Raw genomic sequence first — 17,926 nt, 5'->3', positions numbered from 1 at the left:
AATCATAATGTTGTGCTTTTAATAATTCAAAATCATGCCATTATGTGACACAACCTAATACAGACAATAACTCACATTTTTAGAGTAGTTAGCGAATGATGGAAATGACGCGTAAACATCTTCTTTGCTTAGCCGTATTCACTGCTTTGAGCCCAGTTTTAGTGACTCAAACGCATGCGCAGCTTCACCTCGAAATCACTAAAGCTCCTGAAGAAGCACCTAAAATTGCGATCGTGCCTTTTAGTAATGACTCAAATATTTATCCAGTGGTTGAAAATGACTTGAACCGCTCAGGTAAATTTACCAGTGCTTCTAAAAACTTGCCTGCAACTGCAACAATAAATTCACCTAATGCAGAAGCATGGAAAGCTGCGGGCGTACCCTATGTCGTGACAGGTACATCAAAAACAACGGCAGATGGCTCTTATGAAATTCACTACCAACTGTATGATGTTGAAAAAAAACAATACCTGTTAAATGAACTACTCACTGTACCTGCTTCACGTTACCGTCAAGCAGCGCATATGATCAGTGATGCGATCTATCAAGCTTTAACTGGCATTCCTGGTGACTTCAGCGGACGTATTGCCTATGTATTGCGTAATGCAGCAACTCCAGATCAACGCTATACCCTACAAATTGCCGACACAGATGGGGAACAGCCACGCACCATTTTGACTTCACGTGATCCAATCCTTTCCCCTGCTTGGACACCTGATGCTAAAAAGCTAGCTTATGTTTCTTTTGAAACCAAACGCCCTGCAATTTACATTCAAGACTTAGCAACTGGTAGCCGTGAAAAAGTTGCAAGTTTCCGTGGTTTAAATGGTGCTCCAAGCTTCTCGCCAGATGGTAAAAGCATGTTGTTCACTGCATCTATGCATGGCAACCCTGAAATTTATCAAATGGATTTACAGACTCGCCAATTAAAACGCATGACCAATGACACAGCGATTGATACAGAAGCACGTTATGCCCCTGACGGTAAATCATTTATTTTTACCTCTGACCGTGGTGGCTCTCCACAAATTTATACCTACAACTTAAATGCTGAAAGTGTAAAACGTTTAACTTTCCGTGGCGCTTTCAACGCGCGTGGTACGTTAAGTGCGGACGGTAAAAAATTAGCTTTGGTACATCGTCCTAGCGGTAGTAACTATAAAGTTGCGGTTCAAGACATTGGTTCTGGTGTAACCAATATTTTAACACCAACAAGTTTAGATGAATCCCCAAGCTTCTCTCCAAATGGTCAAATGGTGGTGTATGCAACACGTGAAGCAAACCGTGGTTTGCTCTCGATCATGTCTTTAGATGGTCGTTTCCGCATGAACTTACCAAGTGAACAAGGTGAAGTTCGTGAGCCAGCTTGGGCACCGAAATAAACACTGCATGATTTATTCAATAATAACTTTTTAATGAAACATCATAAATAACCGTCATGGAGATCAATATGAAAGCAATGAAACTGATTGCGCTACCTGTTTTAGCTACAGCACTAGTAATGACTGGTTGTGCCAGCCGTAAACCTGCAGCAGACGTACAAGCAGGACAAAACCCAAATAGCTCAACCACTGTAAACACTTCTGGTTTAAGTGAAGATGCAGCACTCAATGCACAAAACCTAGCGGGTGCATCATCTAAAGGTGTAACTGAAGCGAATAAAGCATTTTTAGCGAAGCGCGTAGTACACTTTGACTACGACAGTACAGAGCTTAGCAATGAAGACTTACAAACCCTTCAAGCTCATGCACAGTTCCTTGTTGCTAATGCAAACTCACGCGTGGCTTTAACAGGTCATACCGATGAACGTGGTACTCGTGAATACAACATGGCGCTTGGTGAGCGTCGTGCCAAAGCTGTTGAAAGCTTCCTGATTACAACAGGCGTAAGTCCAAATCAGCTTGAAGCAGTTAGTTATGGTAAAGAAATGCCAATCAATGCGGGTCATGATGAAAATGCATGGAAAGAAAACCGCCGCGTAGAAATTAACTACGAAGCTGTTCCTCCGCTACTTAAATAAGACTTGAATAAGTCTGAGCTAAAAAAGCACTCATTAATGAGTGCTTTTTTGATTAAACCTGCATCATTTAATTTATATCGTTTCATTTGCACCGTTCTATTCAACGTTCTTTGCTTTAACTCAATTTAGCCCTTAAACTCAGGATAAATTCGATTAGCGGCTTTAGAACTTAAGAAAATATCCAATGAAAATGCAAGTGAACGACTTTAAAAACGAGATCCTTAGCTTTACCAACTAGAAAATTAGCTTAACAATCCAAATCATTACGCTTCTGCTTCTGGATGTTCAGCATTTTCTTTTTCTGTTTGCATCGACTCAATGAGATCATGTTTATTGAACTTTTTATACTCTGCTTTTGCTTCGTAACTGCTCCATGCAGCTTTAACAGTATCCGCAGAAATATCGTCTAAATTCAATCCCTCAGTTGCAGTCGGAGTCGCATCAAATTTTTGTGTGGTCATTGTTGTGCTCCCTGTCTTTCGATTTATACATTAGATTCAACATAGCATGTTATTCAGGACTTGCAAGGGTAAAATCACGACAAATAGTCTAGTTTAATTTTTCTTTTCCTTCGTTCTCATCTAAAATGTTGCACAATCACATTTTTATCATTTTTGATAAATTAATATTTGGAGTTTTCCGGTTATGTCAAATCTCACCCTTTCCCAATTTCTACAACAACAAAGTGGTAATCTTACTCCTGCATTAGCACAAGTTATTGAAACAATTGGTAATACATGCAAAGACATCGACCTTCTTTTACAAAAAGGTGCTTTGGCTGGTGTATTGGGTAGCGCGCAACACGAAAACGTTCAAGGTGAAGAACAAAAGAAACTTGATGTCATTTCAAATGATTACCTCATCGATGCATTAAAAGTTCATCCACATGTCGGTGGTTTGGCATCTGAAGAATTAGATGAATTCACACCAGCTCAAGAAAATGGCGATTATCTTGTTTTGTTCGACCCATTAGATGGTTCAAGCAACATCGATATCAACATGTGTGTTGGCACAATTTTCTCAATTCTTCCTGCAAAAAATGCGGTAACGCAAGCTGAAGATTTCATGCAAGCGGGTGTTAACCAAGCGGCTGCAGGTTATGTACTGTATGGCCCATCAACAATGATGGCTCTAACTGTCGGCGCTGGCGTAGTCTTCTTTACTTTTGATCCAGAAAGCAAAGAATTCTTATTAACTAAAGATGCGATTGCGGTTGCAGCAGACACTAAAGAATATGCAATTAATGCATCGAACCAACGTCACTGGGAAGAACCTGTAAAACGCTATATCGACGAACTTCTTGCAGGTAAAACTGGCCCGCGTGAAAAAGACTTCAATATGCGTTGGGTCGCATGTATGGTGGGTGATATTCATCGTATTCTTTGCCGTAGTGGTATCTTCATGTACCCATACGACTTCAAAGATCCGAAAAAAGCAGGCCGTCTACGTTTAATGTACGAAGCAAACCCAATGAGTATGTTAATGGAACAAGCTGGCGGTGCTTCTACAACAGGCCGTGTCCGCATTCTAGACATCCAACCTACAGAACTTCATCAACGTGTTCCTGTGATTATTGGTTCTAAAAACGAAGTTGACCTAGTTACGTCATACCATAATTAACTTCTTATAACGAAAGTCAGTATTTTTGCTGACTTTCGTGGATATCTCCCTCATGGCTCTGATTTATCTCGAATCAAAAGACAACCCGAAAATTAAGCACCTCCGTGGCTTAATCGAACAAAATGCCTACCGTAAAAAACAAGGTCAAACTGTTTTGGAAGGCACACACTTGGTGTTGTCATGGTTAGACTCAAAACGTCCAATCAAATCGATTTTCACCACTGAACAAGCAATTAACCATGCCGATTTCGACCGCATTGCGGAACAATATCAAGGTGCGGTGTTCATTCTAAGTGAATCTTTATATAAAGATATCAGTACACTTGGAACATCTATTGCTTGCTTAGCAATTGTGGATTTACCAAGTTCAAGTGAAGCGCTTAACTTCAGTGAAGACACCTTAATTTTAGACAATATTCAAGACCCCGGTAATGTAGGCACCCTACTCCGTTCTGCTGCCGCGGCGGGTATTGAGCAAGTTGTTTGTACCAAAGGCTCTGCATCGCTCTGGTCACCGCGTGTATTACGCGCAGGTATGGGCGCACATTTTTCATTAAATACCTTTGAAAATATTGCCCTTGAAGATATTTTGACGAAATTCAAAATTCCAGTGTATGCAACAAGCTCACATCAGTCTGAAAACCTATATAGCAAAAATTTACGCAAACAATGTGTGTGGATTTTAGGCAATGAAGGTCAAGGTGTTTCTGAGTATGCATTACAACATGCGGAAGCCGTTGCGATTCCTCAACCGGGTGGTCAAGAATCGTTAAACGTAGCCATTGCTGGCTCGATCTGTTTTTTTGAAATGGTACGTCAGCGTCAGTAAAATCGTTATTTTATTGTATTTAGCGCTTAAGCCTAAAAAAAATAGACTACACTAGAAAAAATAATAATTCTTTTTGTCAACCTAACCGTTATTTCCATCGTTATTTGTATATGAATATGGAAATAATGGTGGGTATCCGATGACAGGATTTTCCATCTCTATGGATTTAGCACCCAAAAAGTCCGAGACGCAAGACAGCAGTGTTTTAAAAAGCACGGCTGAGTCTCGCCTGAAAAACTTCATGAATGAAGTGACGGGGCGTGCTTTAGTAATGATGGAAAGTGCAACGCACGGTCAACATGGCATTGCCATGGACTTGGTGCAAGAAGCCTTTATTTCCTTACATAAAGCTTATGCTGAAAAGTCCACAGAGGAATGGTATCCCCTGTTTTACACCATTTTAAATAACAAGCTGCAAGACTGGCGTCGAAAAGAAGCACGTCGTTCGCAGCCGTTTTCCTTATTTAGAAAAGTCAGCCTAGATGACGACGATGTCGAGATACAGGATGTGGTAGATGAATCTACACCAAACCCTTTCGACTTTCTGGATCAGGCTGTCACTGCAGAGGAAATACAAGATGCTATCGCAGAACTTCCAGTCCGCCAGCAACAAGCATTTATGTTGCGAGCTTGGGAAGGCTTTGATACGCATACAACTGCAGAAATTATGAATTGTTCCGAAGGCAGTGTGAAAACACATTACCACCGTGCCATTCAGGGTTTACGTACCGCTTTGGCACATTTGAATCCACATATGGGAGGATCATCCGAATGAAACAAGATGATTTCTTAAAGCAAGTAACTTCCAAACTTGATGGACTCGCACAGCACCATAAAGACAAAGCAACTGTCATGAATAACGTGCTTGAAGATATTCATCAGCGCGAAACTTCACGTTATGGTTTCTGGAAAATGTCTGGCTTTGCACTTGCAGCAGCAATTGCAGGTTTTGTCATTTTACCGAATGCGACTGTACTGGATGACAAACCACAAAATCAGGTGATTTCAACCCCTAAGCTCTCCCCTCAAATGGTGGAAGATCTTGAAATGTTGATGGTTCTGGGTGAGGACAAAGTTCCACATGGCAGCTAAAAAATTAGCAATTGCATTCTGTGCTTTTAGTTTTTTGCAAACCAGTTTTGCTGGCTTTGATCGGTTTTGGATATTTTCAAAAGATGCAGATACTCAAGTCAATGAAACTTGGGATTCGCTATCTGAAGCAGAACAACAGGCTTTAATTAAAAAGTATCAGGCTCTCAAAGAGATTCCTGCAGATCAACGTGTCAGCTTGCAACAGCGCATGGATTGGTTCACCCAACTTCCAGACAGTGAAAAGCAGCGTATGCGCGAAACATGGCAAAAAATGAGTACTTTAGAACGTAAAGAACTCGCGACACGTATGCAAAAAGCTAGTCCTGATGAACGACCTGCTATTCGCGATGAGTATATCAATAAATATTTACAGCCTATCGCTGTCGTTCACTAATCAAAAACAACAGTATGTTGTGATAATCAAATCAATTACATTAGTTAAGTTATAAAAAAAGCCTCTTATCGAGGCTTTTTTTATTGTATTACTTGCTCAACCGACGCTGACGATACATACCTAAACCAATCAGTGTCAACAGCCCAAATAATCCCATCGAACCACCGCCGCTAGAAGAAGAATTGGTGTTTTTCGCGGTATTCTTAAGGGTCAAAATTGCATTGTTTGATGCAATGGCGTCACTATCGACAACGCTATATTCAACAGGATAGTCAAACTGACTAAAGCCATTTTTTACAGAGAAGGTAATCTTGCCACCGTAGCAAGTTTCCTTTAAATAACTTGCTGGGCAACTGCCACTATACTCAGCTTCAAAGTTTAAACCTGCTGGGATTTTCGTAAAACGAATTGGGATAATTTGACCTTCTTCATTTTTATGCCATACCGATTTACCCGTTGGCATAGATGTAACTGGACCATCACCATCATCATTAGCATTTTCTAATAAATTATTGACGGTAACAGACAAATTATTTGACGGACTAATCGTATATTGCGCAGCTTTGGCCACTGGGGTCATATTTTTAAATGCCACACGTACTACACCAGAGGATTCCGCCTGACTCCCTGTCTTTTGTTTTAGCGTATATTTACAAAAACCGTATTCGGTAGGCGCTGTTGTTGCCCCACTGGTGCGATAAATAACAATTTGTTTTATTCCCGCATCCCAATCACAGTGTAGGTCATGTGGTGGATTACCAACAATACTTGCTTCGCCTGTACTAGACACCGTAATTTCACTACCAATGCCGATTGGTGAAGTCGTCACGGTGTAGTTGTCAGCATTTAAGGCAATTTGTCGTGTTTCAGCACTTCCATTCACAGACTCTTCTTGAGGTAATGATGCAGGGAATGGATCAAAATAAACTGCACGATATTTAAGGTTATTTTTTAATGCACTTAATACCGCTTCGTACTTTGTTAAATCATCCTGATTGGCAACTTTGTATTCCGCATAATCTGGATCGTCGATATCCTTTTTCAAGGCATCAATTGTATTTTGATACTTATCTTGCAGAGCTGTTAAAGACTCATTGGTAATATCTGCCATATCTGCTGCGGTTAAATTCATTAACTCAACCGAACCAATATCACATGTGTTTCTTTGCGTAGGTGATAACTGTAAAGTACCATCTGTGATCCGCAAAATGCCCCGTTGATCCGCATCACTACAGCCGTCTAAGCCCAGATTGATTAAGTCAAAACCACTGCCGATTGCTTTCGGGTAATACAAAGGTAAATACAAATTATAAGCAGATTTTGTTTGTAGGGCGCTTAATAAAGTCCCCATAGCATAACTACTTACATCATGGTTTTGCAGAAAGCTTTCCGTACTATTCAGCACACTTTCTGGTAAATCACACTGTGCGGCTGCCAGTTCAAATGCATTATTACTTGCCACAAATTTTTGACCATTATCAGGTACTGCATTATTCAGATAACGACAAGATTTTCCACCAGTATTGTAGGCCAATACATTGAAATACCAAGCCTTTGTACCATTGTTATCATAATAATAGGTACTCGCCGCCTTGTTCTCGACTATTGTATTACTGGTTAAAACGAAGCTAGAAAAAGCACTTAAACGTTCCGTTCCCTGAGAAATGGCGCGGATAATACTACCCGTACTTGGATTTGCTTGGTTTTTTGCAATCGTATTTGCTGTCAATTCAACTTTGGCATTTCCACAGAAGTCCATCACACTATTGCTCGTCGATGAACCATTTTGAATAATACTGCTTTGCTGGAACACAATTTCAGGCTGGGTATCCCCCAAGTTCCCGATACAGTCCATAGCGACAACACTACCTTTAGGTGCGACGTTACCCTGAACTAAACTGCTCACCAATAATGTTTTTTTCGACATATTATGCGCAACGGAGTAGATAGCACCGCCAGCAACTTTGGCCTGAGAGTTTTCAATTGCACCATTATTTAAGGTAAATGCTCCCCCTAAATACAAGGCACCACCTCGATCTTCTGCCATCCCGCCAGTAAGGCGAACATTATTGACGATAAAGTTGGCTTCTGAACGTGAAGTATTAAAAATACGAGATTTGCCTTGGGCATTAATCGTCGTTCTAATATCTTCATAGGCAGGAAATTTCTGCGTCAGTAAATTTTTTGAATTATAGTTAAAGCGACTTTTCCCCTCAATCACGATCTGATTGAGCGGAACTAACTCACCTTTGGTCAGAAGATATTCACCTGCTTCAAGTTGAATATAATCGGTCTGCCCATTATTTGGATTACCGACATTACATCCACCAAAAGATTTGTTTTTACGCGCAGTTTCAATCGCTTCACGTAAAGAACATTGATTGAGATTTTCACCATTTTCATCATCAAAGGTCGTAACTTTGATGATGTTACTTGTCGCTGCCATAGATGACATAGCCGCAAGGACCATGACCGCCAGCAATCCTTTTTTATAATTTTTCATGTGCTGTCCTTAATTCTATCCAGACTATTTTTTAAAGCGACGAAATCCAACTAAGCTAAGCAGCGCAAAAATACTCGCCCAGCCTAGAGCACCACCTGAAGTTTTAACGGTTTTACTTTCCATTTCATTGTTTGGTTCTTGGAAAATACGCACTTCTGCAGCTAAATAATTTTTTGCCGAAGTATTAAAACGGGTTGAAGACGTCACCACACGCAATTCAAAAATATCTGCGCCATGCCAATTTCCATTTGGCGTGTATTCAAAATCACCATTCAAATTCAGTGTAAATTTACCTTTAGATTCGGTGCTTTGTACAATTATTGGGCAACCATCTTGCCATGGCTCACCCGTTGGATTTGCCATACCCATCACTTTTGAACATTCTTCTTTTGGAATTAAATCACTGTCACCTAATGCATCTAAAATATTAAACTTGGCCACTTCACCTGTACGAATGTCTTTACCTAATCGAGGCATGCTCACAGGAACCACAATTTCTATAGCCCCACGATCACACCAAACATCATCCAAATTACGATTTTTTCCACGCTGATCAGAAGACTCGCAATACACATGATGCTCATTGCCATCTGCTGTGGTCTTCCCCTTATTTAATATCGGGCTTGAGAAAATCGTTTCGTAATCTAATAAAATACGAGGACGTAAATAACCAATAAATGCGTTATTTGCTGTGGTAAATGGACAGAAAAGTGCATTACGATCTTCTGTTAAGGTTTTACAGCTACCTTCATCTTCACCCGCAATTAAACTCGTCCCAGACCATACATCATTTAAATTTGCAGCAGGCCCAACAGGACAACTCGCAGCCACTAAGTTGTTATAAAAAACAGATTGGTCTGTTCCTGAGTTCACGACTTTACAATCTTGAGCGGTACCACTGAGCGCATTACCAATCACCACACTATTGGCTAAATAAGCATGCTCAGAGGTACTATTTAGTTCGATACCGCCACTGTTCTTCAGTACTGTAATATTATTGAGTGCTAAACCATCACGTAAGTTGACAGCAAAACCTTTGTTTTTGAAAAAAGTACTATTGGCAATGATATTTTGAGGGTTACTGAACACTAACTTGCTGATGTCCGCGAGCCCATTTTGATTGTAAACAATCGCTCGACCAGAAGTGCTTTCATTATTTTTGAACAAAGATGTATAGATTTCATAAGCAGGTGCTTCTGAGTAAATTGCACCACCATCTACCGCTTTGTTGTTTTGAAAAATCGTGGTTCGTATATATAGACGGCTTGCTACAGCTGCGCCATCTTCTGAAAATCCAACATTGTAGATTGCACCACCAAGTCGTGCATAGCCATCTTCAAACTTTACATTTTCAAGTGTGAGTTTTTCATTATTAAAAAGGATGCCGCCTTTATCGGCGCACTGATCTTGCTTACATCCTTTAAATGAAATTTCTTTAAAATTGATCGCAAGTAGTTCTTTTTCGCCATCATTAATATTAAAAATTTGATCCTTACCCGTCATTTCAATGATGGCATTATTGAGACCGAGTACGACATCTTCATTGACGTTACTGTCATACACCGTTTTCAGGTTCAATTCCGCTTTAATATCAATTTTTTTAGTGAGTTTATAAACTTCATTTTTCTTCAGAGAAATTGAGGCATAGGCGTCTTTACCCCCGCAACCATTATATCCGGCTTCTGGCATACCATTATTGATATATTCTATGGCTTCACGAAGTGAACATTCCTTGTCATCCTTTACAACATCTTCAGTAGTTGTAACGGTAATTTCTGCGCTAAATGCATGACCTGCCATGAGAAGCATGCCAATACCTATGCTCTGTTTGAGCATATCCATCTCCTTAAATATTTTTTATCTTTTTATTCTTAAGTTGCACAATCCTTGCAACATTAAAATATTTTTATGTACTTTGTCACAGCTTGAGTAATTACTCAAGAATTTTTATTGCTTACCGATATTCATCAATTAGGGCAAAAATTTGTCTTAAATTGGCATGACTCAATTTGACTTTTTCACCTTTTAACATCTGAATCAGTTGTTCTAAAGATCTAAGTAAAATGGATGCCTGATGCGGGCCATGTGCCAACAAATAATCTACAATTTGTTGATCCATATGGATGCCACGTCGCGCCAAAACAGAGTTTACGAGTGCTTGTCGGTCTGCATATAAACTACCATTTGGTACTTTTACACTGACAGCCTGAGTTAATCGAGACTGTAAATCTGGCAGTTCAAGTTTGAGTTCAATGGGCGCCAGCCGAGATGAAAAGACCAATTGACCACCTTCTTCGTTATTATAATTAATCAGGTGAAAAACAGCTTTTTGCCAATGTGGAACTCCGCTAATCGCTTCAATATCGTCTAAAGCCACCAAGTCATAGCGATCGAGCGAAGTAATCGCTTCAGTGGGAGCATCGAGCAATTCAAGCAATGAAACTTGAATTGCTGATTTACCAATTTCTAAATAGGAGTCACATATTGCAGACAGTAAATGGCTTTTTCCTGTGCCAGCTCCACCATAGATATAGAAACGATTCATTAAACCAGCATGTAACTGACGAACACCATCGATTACATGCCCCCAACTCGGCCCAGAAAAATCACTAATTCGGGCATCGAGTTGTGGTTCTATATCTAGCTGCAATTGACGCATATCTATATTTTGGCCTTATCAATCTTTATGTTCTGATCTTTCAATGTTACTCGAAATTTCAGGATCTTGCAGCGAATTTGCAGACTGATTTTTGAGCTCAATATCGACAGCAACTTGATTGGTTTCTACGTTTAAAGTGCCACTTGCAGCATCATTTACGACAAGTACATCATTTCGGTATAAATTACTTTTCTCGTAATTTTCGCGTGCATGACGTAATAAGACCACAATAATCGCTGCAACGGGTAGTGCAATGAGCATTCCGAGGAGTCCTGCCAATTGCGCGCCTGCAAGGACTGCAAATACCACTGCCACAGGAGACAAACCAATTTTGTCGCCTAATAAGAAAGGCTGTAAAATATAACCTTCTATTGCCTGCCCTACCATGAATACCACCAGTACTAAGGCCAAATGCACCCAATCCAAACCGAATTGGAACAGGCAAGCCACAATTGCCGAAATAATACCTACCGCAAAACCCAAATACGGAATAATACTGGCTAGACCCGCAATCATCCCAATGATGATGCCAACCTCAATACCGACTAATTGAAGTCCAACCGCATAAACAACGCCCAATAAGAACATTACCAAGAATTGGCCTTTTACAAATGCACCTAAAACTTCATGACATTCGCCCACGATTGTGAGCGTGCTTTTTTCATATTTACGTGGAATAAGTCGACGCATGTTTTCTAACATACGCTCCCAATCTAATAAGAAATAGAAAGCTATGATTGGAATTAAGACAATCGTGCCACCAATCTGTATGAAATTCAGACCCGATTGTGCCACTTTTAACAACATGGCTTGGATACTGTCTGCACTATAGTTGGTTTGAATATACTCCATGATCGCTGCTGACATTTGCTCTGTATCAATTTCCATCGGTACAAGATTAAATGTCTCTGATAACCACGGCAGGAATGTATAGTTGACCCAATGAATATTGTTTGGAATATTGTTTTTCGCATACATCAACTGTTCCCATACCAGTGGTACGAGGAACCACATTGCAAAGAATATAGCGACACCAATTCCAATAAAGACCAAACTGATAGATAACCAGCGCGGCAAGCCAATATTATGTAATTTATCGACTAAAGGGCTAAATAAATATGCAATTAGAAATGCGCCGATAAAAGGAACAACTACAGGCTTTAATAAGTATAAAACCCATATGATCAATGCTATCCCAGCAAGAATAAATATTCGGCGCAAGGTGCGATCACCCATATAAAGTCACCTTTTTTCAATGTAATCGTTATAGAAAGGAAAATATTTTAATAAAGATAACATTTTAGTGCGAAATAGCATAAGAGTTTTGCATATTCAGGTTATAATCCCCGCGCGAATGCGGAGACTTCATTATGAGCAACTCAACTTCTACCCCAAACACTGGTTTAAGCTACAAAGATGCAGGTGTCGACATTGAAGCGGGCGACGCGTTAGTCGATCGTATCAAATCTGTCGCGAAACGTACTGCACGTCCTGAAGTAATGGGCGGCCTAGGCGGCTTCGGCGCTCTTTGTAAAATTCCTAAAGGTTATGAAGAACCTGTTCTCGTATCTGGCACAGATGGTGTTGGTACAAAATTGCGTTTAGCATTGAATTTGAACCGTCATGACACAATTGGTCAAGACTTGGTTGCAATGTGCGTAAACGATCTTCTTGTATGTGGTGCTGAACCACTGTTCTTCCTTGACTACTATGCAACTGGCCACCTCAACGTTGACGTTGCAGCAAATGTTGTGACTGGTATCGGTGCGGGTTGTGAACTTGCAGGCTGTGCATTGGTTGGCGGTGAAACTGCTGAAATGCCAGGTATGTATGAAGGCGAAGACTATGACCTTGCAGGTTTCTGCGTAGGTGTAGTTGAGCAAAGTAAAATTATTGATGGCTCTAAAGTTAAAGCGGGTGACGTTTTAGTTGGTGTTGCATCTTCTGGCGCACACTCAAACGGTTACTCACTTCTTCGTAAAATTTTAGATGTGAAAAACGTCGACCTTACTCAAATCGTTGATGGTCGTCCACTTGCAGATACAGCAATGGAACCAACACGTATTTATGTAAAACCAATTCTTCAGTTATTGAAAGAAGTGGATGTACACGCTATGGCGCACATCACAGGCGGCGGTTTACCGGGTAACTTACCTCGCGTACTGCCAAATGGTGCTCAAGCGGTAGTCAATGAAGCATCTTGGGAATGGCCAGAATTATTCAAACTACTTCAAAAAGAAGGTGGTGTTGAACAATTTGAAATGTACCGCACATTTAACTGTGGCGTAGGTATGGTTCTCGTGGTTGATGCAGCCGATGCTGACAAAACAGTTGAATTACTCAATAGCCTTGGCGAAAAAGCATTCACAATGGGTCACATTGCAGATAATGCTGAATCTGTTGAAGGCGCTGACGAAAAAATCCGTGTAGTTTTCGCATAAGCAACGTTCATGATTAAAATTGCTGTACTTGTTTCAGGCAGCGGATCTAACCTGCAAGCCCTGATCGATGCCAATCTATCAGGTCAAATCGTTGGGGTGATTTCCAATAGACCTGACGCTTTTGCACTGCAACGTGCAAGAAAAGCAAATATTGCAACTGCAGTCATTGAACATAAGCAATATCCAAGTCGTGAAGCTTTTGATGATGTGATGCATCAACAACTGCTCGACTGGGATGTTGATTTGGTCATTTTAGCAGGCTTTATGCGCATTTTAAGCGCAAAATTTGTCAAAGCATGGGAAGGGAAAATGATTAACATCCACCCTTCTCTGCTGCCAAATTATAAAGGAATGCATACTCATCAACGTGTTTTAAACACCGGTGATGTCTTCCATGGCTGTACAGTTCACTATGTGACTGCAGAGCTGGATGCTGGTCAAGCGCTTGCTCAAGGCGTACTTAAAGTCAATGTGCATGATCATGCTGAAAGTCTTGCAGATCGGGTTCACGTGCTTGAGCATGTGATTTACCCTCAAGTGGCAGAATGGATTTGTAATGGCACCATTCAACACACTGAAAACGGTGTTTTATATCGTGGCGAGCCTTTGCAACAACCTGTTCAATTCTGTAAGTTCTAAGCAACTGTATAATTTAACAATCAACGCATCTTAGGGTGCGTTTTGTTTTTCAGTGCCAAATAAAACTCTATTTATTACTAAAATCTAAAATCTAAAATCTAAAATCTAAAATCTAAAATCCATTTTTGCAGAATGTTCAACTTTATGATCAATATGTAGTTTTTAGTTAAATTAAAGCTTTTAGCATCATTAAAATAATAAGCTTATATTGCAATTAGTAAACCTTATAAATCTAGAAATATTACATCCTTCAAACAATAGTGGAGAAAATCACATGTTAAAATCCATCACACTGGCGACTTGTGCATGTATAACACTGGGTATGATTGGTTGTGCTACGACATCAAATCCGGCTACTGATCGTAATTTAGATAAATTACAAAACAAAAATTGGGTTGCGAGTGAAATTCAAGGCGTTAAGCTTGAAGCTGACCCTAACAATTCGAACGTACCCACCATCACTTTCGACGATACTCGTGTAAGTGGTTCTGATGGTTGTAATCGATTCATGGGCGGTTACGCTGTGCAAAACACAAAAATCCAATTTTCAAACCTTGCTACAACACAAAGAGCGTGTTTGACTGCGACAAATATTCCTCAACATTTTTCGCAGGCATTGAGCCAAGTTACTCATTATGATGCCTCTAAAAATCATTTGAAATTTTTAGATGCCAACAACAAAGTTGTTTTACAATTTGAAAATGCGAAATAAATCTCAAAAGTAGAATGTTTCATTCATAATAAAAGCACTCTATAGAGTGCTTTTTTTATGTGTTGTCTTTTTTAAGGTTCAATGATGACGCTTAGGCAATTTAAGTAAATCTTTGATCAATTCAACAGTTTCCACAGGATGTTCCAATGGGAACATATGACTCCCCGCAGCAACTTTAAATGGAATCCCAAATTTTTTCTCAACCTTTTGTGGAAAGTGCCGAGCTAAAAATGGTCCCTGCTCTGCAATTAACTGCTGTACAGGTACTTGCGGTTGAGCATGAGATAACCACCACAGTGAAGGATTGGTTCGAAAAATATGAACCTCATCATCACGTGAAATCGTCAATTCCACCCCACCACGCAGTTTATCGTCCATCAAGGCATGATCAATATAAGCTTGATAACAGTCTGGATCGAAATCTTTGTAAAAACCTTTCGGCCTTAAAAGCTCTGCTGCTTGTTCACGGCTGTCCCAATGATCACGACGACGCTTCGACAATCCTGCTGGGGACATTTTATCGACGACCTTGAGTTTGAGGAGTTTTGCGATGTGCAAAGCAAAAGACTCTTTCCCCATGATCATAGGTGGATCAATCATTAACACTTGTTCAAACAATTCTGGGCGTTGTAAAGCAGCCTGAAATGTTAAAACCGAACCTAATGAGTGACCTAATCCAATCACCTTACGACCATTGGCCTGACGTACAATACTGTCAATGACTTGCTGTGTTAAGCTCTTCCAATGGTTATCGATTGGGTAACGCTTATCTGGCCCAAGTAAAGGTACATAGATCACATCATATTCATCACTCAATAAATCAAATAATTTTTGATAAACCCGTGATGGCACGCCATTGGCGTGCGCAAAATGAATTAACGGTTTCATTGTAACTTCGTGCTGTTTTCAGATTGAACCTGTTGTGACAATGCGCTTGCCAAACCTTGACCAAACGAACTTCCCATACGACCTAGTACAGAATCAAACGGACTATTTTCAATGGTGTAGTTCACGGCTTTTTCAGTTTTCAATTCACGTTTCAGGCTATTTAAACTACCTGTACGGTCAGCAATACCTAGCTTCACAGCCTGATCACCCGTCCAAAATAAACCTGAGAAAATAGCTGGATCATTTGATTTTAATTTCTTACCGCGACCTTCCTTCACTGCATTAATGAAATGCGCATGAACATTATCAAGTACACCTTGAACATGTGCTTTTTGTGCTGCATCTACAGGTTGAGTCATGGATAAAATGGCTTTGTTCTCACCCGAAGTCATGGTGCGATCTTCTACACCGAATTTTTGCATCAAACCACTAACACCATAATTTGGCATGATCACGCCAATCGAACCCACTAAACTTGAAGGATTGACAATAATTTCATCTGCCGCAGACGCAATATAGTACGCACCTGAAGCGCCTGTATCACCAATAATGGCATACAGTTTTTTATCGGTATGGGCTTTTTTCAAGTACTGAATTTCTTGCCAAATTTCATCAGACTGAACAGGTGAACCACCTGGTGAATTAATATTTAAAACAATCGCTTTGCTTTGTTTGTTTTCATAGGCTTTTTTCAAAGCTTTGATGGTATTTGCGCTGTTTACACTTTGCTTGTCCGCTGCAATGGTCCCAATGATATCAACCACGGCAATATGTGAACCCGCTGTTGCTGCAGGATCAGATGACGACATGCTGCAACTTTTTGCCATCGCAATGATAATAAATAACAAATAAGCAAAGGTTAAAAATTTAAAAAATATACCCCATCTACGTGCTCTACGTTGTTCTTCAACGGAAGAAAGCACGGCTTTTTCTAATATTTTCCATTCATTTCCAGTTGGCTGCTGAATATTGTTTGAAGAACTTTGCTGTTTTTCTTCAGGTTTTGGTGGCCATTCGGACATAAAAAAACCCATTTGATCGTTAATTTGTAGTCATTATATACACGCTAATCGCTATAACTGTCTAATCAATTCATTTTCCCCTATAATTATTTTAAATTTTCTTTCATTTCTTTCAGACTTAAATAAGATGACCGACCAAAATTCACAGGACACCACATATCACCTGTTAAAATTTATCAGCCGTCAACCTATTCAAATTTCAAGATTAATTGCAAAAGGTTTGGCTGGGTTAGTCAATGTTTTAAAAATCTCTAAAACCTACTCTACGATTCAACGCAATCTCAAAATTGCATTGCCTGAATTATCAGAGTCAGCTCGCATTCAACTCACTAAACAAGCGATTCGAAACGAACTTTGTTCTTATTTTGAATTTTTTAACATTTGGGGTGCAAGTACAGAAAAAAATATTCAACGGATTCATCACGTACATGGCGCTGAATATTTACATGAAGCGCTCGCCCTAAAAAAAGGCGTTGTACTCGTAGTACCACATTTTGGTACTTGGGAAATCATGAATGCATGGGTTGCGCAATACACTCAAATGACCATCATGTACAAGCCGGTAAAAAGCGAATCTGCCAACAATTTTGTCCGTGCTGCTCGAAGCCGTGAGCAAGCAATATTGGTTCCTACGGATGAATCAGGTGTACGTCAGATTTTCAAAGCCTTAAAACAAGGTGGGACGACTGTGATCTTGCCAGATCATACCCCCAATGCCGGCGGCGAAATGATTCCATACTTTGGTATTCCACTAAAAACCAGCAACTTAAGTGCAAAATTAATTCAAAAAACCAAAGCACGTGCGCTCTTACTGTATGCCATTCGTAACGATAATCATGGTTTTGATATGCATATCGAACCTATGGATGAGAATATCTATCAAGGCAATGCAGATGATGGCTCTATAGTTATCTTTAAAGCAGTGGAAGATTTAATTCATCGTTATCCAGAGCATTATCACTGGAGCTATAAACGCTTTAAAGCCAATCCAAAATTGAGAAATCTATACAATATTAGTGATGAAGAAGCCGCTCAACGCATTCGTGATATTCGTGAGGAATATCAACAGCAGCAAACAATGACAGTGGCTGAATAACATCTTCACGC

General features: G+C 40.0%; 18 protein-coding genes. 11 read left to right on the top strand and 7 right to left on the bottom strand.

Annotation, left to right across the window (positions count from 1 at the left end; genetic code table 11):
* Nucleotides 1-98 precede the first annotated feature (98 nt).
* Entirely contained in the window at nt 99-1,382 is a 1,284-nt protein-coding gene (gene tolB / locus FTT92_RS01955; RefSeq protein WP_180171398.1) for a Tol-Pal system beta propeller repeat protein TolB, read from the top strand.
* A 68-nt stretch (nt 1,383-1,450) separates the two neighbouring features.
* Nucleotides 1,451-2,020: a peptidoglycan-associated lipoprotein Pal gene (gene pal / locus FTT92_RS01950; protein WP_180034379.1), complete on the top strand. Its 570-nt coding sequence runs from the start codon at nt 1,451-1,453 to the stop codon at nt 2,018-2,020.
* A gap of 263 nt (nt 2,021-2,283) precedes the next feature.
* On the opposite strand, the gene FTT92_RS01945 is transcribed toward pal, so the two are convergent.
* Complete coding sequence (locus tag FTT92_RS01945) at nt 2,284-2,481, bottom strand: NF038105 family protein (RefSeq protein ID WP_078190373.1); 198 nt, start codon at nt 2,479-2,481, stop codon at nt 2,284-2,286.
* 184 nt (nt 2,482-2,665) lie between these two features.
* Between FTT92_RS01945 and FTT92_RS01940 the strand changes: the two genes are divergently transcribed.
* The 5 genes from FTT92_RS01940 (at nt 2,666) to FTT92_RS01920 (ending at nt 5,955) form a co-directional block, all read left to right on the top strand.
* On the top strand, nt 2,666-3,640 hold the full coding sequence (locus tag FTT92_RS01940; RefSeq protein ID WP_078192041.1) for a class 1 fructose-bisphosphatase: 975 nt from the start codon (nt 2,666-2,668) through the stop codon (nt 3,638-3,640).
* A gap of 52 nt (nt 3,641-3,692) precedes the next feature.
* Complete coding sequence (locus FTT92_RS01935) at nt 3,693-4,469, top strand: RNA methyltransferase (protein ID WP_078192042.1); 777 nt, start codon at nt 3,693-3,695, stop codon at nt 4,467-4,469.
* A gap of 160 nt (nt 4,470-4,629) precedes the next feature.
* The gene (locus tag FTT92_RS01930; RefSeq protein WP_111883945.1) at nt 4,630-5,244 is read left to right on the top strand and encodes an RNA polymerase sigma factor; all 615 of its coding nucleotides are present in this window, start codon (nt 4,630-4,632) and stop codon (nt 5,242-5,244) included.
* Nucleotides 5,241-5,561, top strand: coding sequence for a hypothetical protein (locus tag FTT92_RS01925; RefSeq protein ID WP_078190377.1), 321 nt, complete (start codon nt 5,241-5,243; stop codon nt 5,559-5,561). The genes FTT92_RS01930 and FTT92_RS01925 overlap by 4 nt, the downstream gene beginning before the upstream one ends.
* Nucleotides 5,551-5,955, top strand: a complete 405-nt coding sequence (locus FTT92_RS01920) for a DUF3106 domain-containing protein (protein WP_078190378.1) — start codon at nt 5,551-5,553, stop codon at nt 5,953-5,955. The genes FTT92_RS01925 and FTT92_RS01920 overlap by 11 nt, the downstream gene beginning before the upstream one ends.
* 88 nt (nt 5,956-6,043) lie before the next feature.
* On the opposite strand, the gene FTT92_RS01915 is transcribed toward FTT92_RS01920, so the two are convergent.
* From FTT92_RS01915 to cxpE, 4 genes are all read right to left on the bottom strand, one after another.
* Entirely contained in the window at nt 6,044-8,458 is a 2,415-nt protein-coding gene (locus FTT92_RS01915) for a CSLREA domain-containing protein (protein ID WP_180171290.1), read from the bottom strand.
* 24 nt (nt 8,459-8,482) lie between these two features.
* Nucleotides 8,483-10,294 (bottom strand): rhombotarget A, encoded by a 1,812-nt coding sequence (gene rbtA, locus FTT92_RS01910; RefSeq protein WP_180171289.1) that lies wholly within the window; start codon nt 10,292-10,294, stop codon nt 8,483-8,485.
* A gap of 118 nt (nt 10,295-10,412) precedes the next feature.
* Complete coding sequence (gene hda / locus FTT92_RS01905) at nt 10,413-11,117, bottom strand: DnaA regulatory inactivator Hda (protein WP_078190380.1); 705 nt, start codon at nt 11,115-11,117, stop codon at nt 10,413-10,415.
* Nucleotides 11,118-11,135: 18 nt separating this feature from the next.
* A complete protein-coding gene (cxpE, locus tag FTT92_RS01900; protein ID WP_180171288.1) occupies nt 11,136-12,353 on the bottom strand; it encodes a chloramphenicol efflux transporter CxpE in 1,218 nt (405 codons plus the stop codon).
* A gap of 134 nt (nt 12,354-12,487) precedes the next feature.
* Between cxpE and purM the strand changes: the two genes are divergently transcribed.
* The 3 genes from purM (at nt 12,488) to FTT92_RS01885 (ending at nt 14,909) form a co-directional block, all read left to right on the top strand.
* Entirely contained in the window at nt 12,488-13,558 is a 1,071-nt protein-coding gene (gene purM, locus FTT92_RS01895) for a phosphoribosylformylglycinamidine cyclo-ligase (RefSeq protein WP_078190382.1), read from the top strand.
* Nucleotides 13,559-13,567: 9 nt separating this feature from the next.
* The gene (gene purN, locus FTT92_RS01890) at nt 13,568-14,197 is read left to right on the top strand and encodes a phosphoribosylglycinamide formyltransferase (protein WP_180102931.1); all 630 of its coding nucleotides are present in this window, start codon (nt 13,568-13,570) and stop codon (nt 14,195-14,197) included.
* 274 nt (nt 14,198-14,471) lie between these two features.
* Entirely contained in the window at nt 14,472-14,909 is a 438-nt protein-coding gene (locus FTT92_RS01885) for an META domain-containing protein (RefSeq protein WP_180171287.1), read from the top strand.
* Between the two features lie 78 nt (nt 14,910-14,987).
* Here the strand turns inward: FTT92_RS01885 and FTT92_RS01880 are convergent, their stop codons facing one another.
* Complete coding sequence (locus tag FTT92_RS01880; protein ID WP_180171286.1) at nt 14,988-15,797, bottom strand: alpha/beta fold hydrolase; 810 nt, start codon at nt 15,795-15,797, stop codon at nt 14,988-14,990.
* Nucleotides 15,794-16,819 (bottom strand): signal peptide peptidase SppA, encoded by a 1,026-nt coding sequence (gene sppA / locus FTT92_RS01875; RefSeq protein ID WP_078192397.1) that lies wholly within the window; start codon nt 16,817-16,819, stop codon nt 15,794-15,796. Before sppA ends, FTT92_RS01880 begins: the two co-directional genes overlap by 4 nt.
* 127 nt (nt 16,820-16,946) lie before the next feature.
* Between sppA and FTT92_RS01870 the strand changes: the two genes are divergently transcribed.
* Nucleotides 16,947-17,915 carry a lysophospholipid acyltransferase family protein gene (locus FTT92_RS01870; RefSeq protein WP_180171285.1) on the top strand — a complete coding sequence of 323 codons (969 nt, stop codon included), beginning with the start codon at nt 16,947-16,949 and terminating at the stop codon, nt 17,913-17,915.
* The last annotated feature ends 11 nt before the right edge of the window (nt 17,916-17,926 follow it).

Origin of the sequence: Acinetobacter sp. YH12023 (assembly GCF_013420135.1) — a bacterium.
Taxonomy (GTDB): Bacteria; Pseudomonadota; Gammaproteobacteria; order Pseudomonadales; family Moraxellaceae; genus Acinetobacter; species Acinetobacter amyesii.
The sequence above is the reverse complement of the archived record's forward strand: the minus strand, read 5'-3'. Positions and strand labels throughout refer to the sequence as shown.

What these genes read in the sequence shown, in the direction of transcription:
- hda (WP_078190380.1), bottom strand. Translation starts at nt 11,117, where the DNA reads ATGCGTCAATTGCAGCTAGATATAGAACCACAACTCGATGCCCGAATT.
- FTT92_RS01885 (WP_180171287.1), top strand. Translation starts at nt 14,472, where the DNA reads ATGTTAAAATCCATCACACTGGCGACTTGTGCATGTATAACACTGGGT.
- FTT92_RS01940 (WP_078192041.1), top strand. Translation starts at nt 2,666, where the DNA reads ATGTCAAATCTCACCCTTTCCCAATTTCTACAACAACAAAGTGGTAAT.
- sppA (WP_078192397.1), bottom strand. Translation starts at nt 16,819, where the DNA reads ATGTCCGAATGGCCACCAAAACCTGAAGAAAAACAGCAAAGTTCTTCA.
- FTT92_RS01915 (WP_180171290.1), bottom strand. Translation starts at nt 8,458, where the DNA reads ATGAAAAATTATAAAAAAGGATTGCTGGCGGTCATGGTCCTTGCGGCT.
- FTT92_RS01925 (WP_078190377.1), top strand. Translation starts at nt 5,241, where the DNA reads ATGAAACAAGATGATTTCTTAAAGCAAGTAACTTCCAAACTTGATGGA.
- purM (WP_078190382.1), top strand. Translation starts at nt 12,488, where the DNA reads ATGAGCAACTCAACTTCTACCCCAAACACTGGTTTAAGCTACAAAGAT.
- FTT92_RS01880 (WP_180171286.1), bottom strand. Translation starts at nt 15,797, where the DNA reads ATGAAACCGTTAATTCATTTTGCGCACGCCAATGGCGTGCCATCACGG.
- FTT92_RS01920 (WP_078190378.1), top strand. Translation starts at nt 5,551, where the DNA reads ATGGCAGCTAAAAAATTAGCAATTGCATTCTGTGCTTTTAGTTTTTTG.
- pal (WP_180034379.1), top strand. Translation starts at nt 1,451, where the DNA reads ATGAAAGCAATGAAACTGATTGCGCTACCTGTTTTAGCTACAGCACTA.
- purN (WP_180102931.1), top strand. Translation starts at nt 13,568, where the DNA reads ATGATTAAAATTGCTGTACTTGTTTCAGGCAGCGGATCTAACCTGCAA.
- FTT92_RS01930 (WP_111883945.1), top strand. Translation starts at nt 4,630, where the DNA reads ATGGATTTAGCACCCAAAAAGTCCGAGACGCAAGACAGCAGTGTTTTA.
- rbtA (WP_180171289.1), bottom strand. Translation starts at nt 10,294, where the DNA reads ATGCTCAAACAGAGCATAGGTATTGGCATGCTTCTCATGGCAGGTCAT.
- FTT92_RS01945 (WP_078190373.1), bottom strand. Translation starts at nt 2,481, where the DNA reads ATGACCACACAAAAATTTGATGCGACTCCGACTGCAACTGAGGGATTG.
- cxpE (WP_180171288.1), bottom strand. Translation starts at nt 12,353, where the DNA reads ATGGGTGATCGCACCTTGCGCCGAATATTTATTCTTGCTGGGATAGCA.
- tolB (WP_180171398.1), top strand. Translation starts at nt 99, where the DNA reads ATGGAAATGACGCGTAAACATCTTCTTTGCTTAGCCGTATTCACTGCT.
- FTT92_RS01870 (WP_180171285.1), top strand. Translation starts at nt 16,947, where the DNA reads ATGACCGACCAAAATTCACAGGACACCACATATCACCTGTTAAAATTT.
- FTT92_RS01935 (WP_078192042.1), top strand. Translation starts at nt 3,693, where the DNA reads ATGGCTCTGATTTATCTCGAATCAAAAGACAACCCGAAAATTAAGCAC.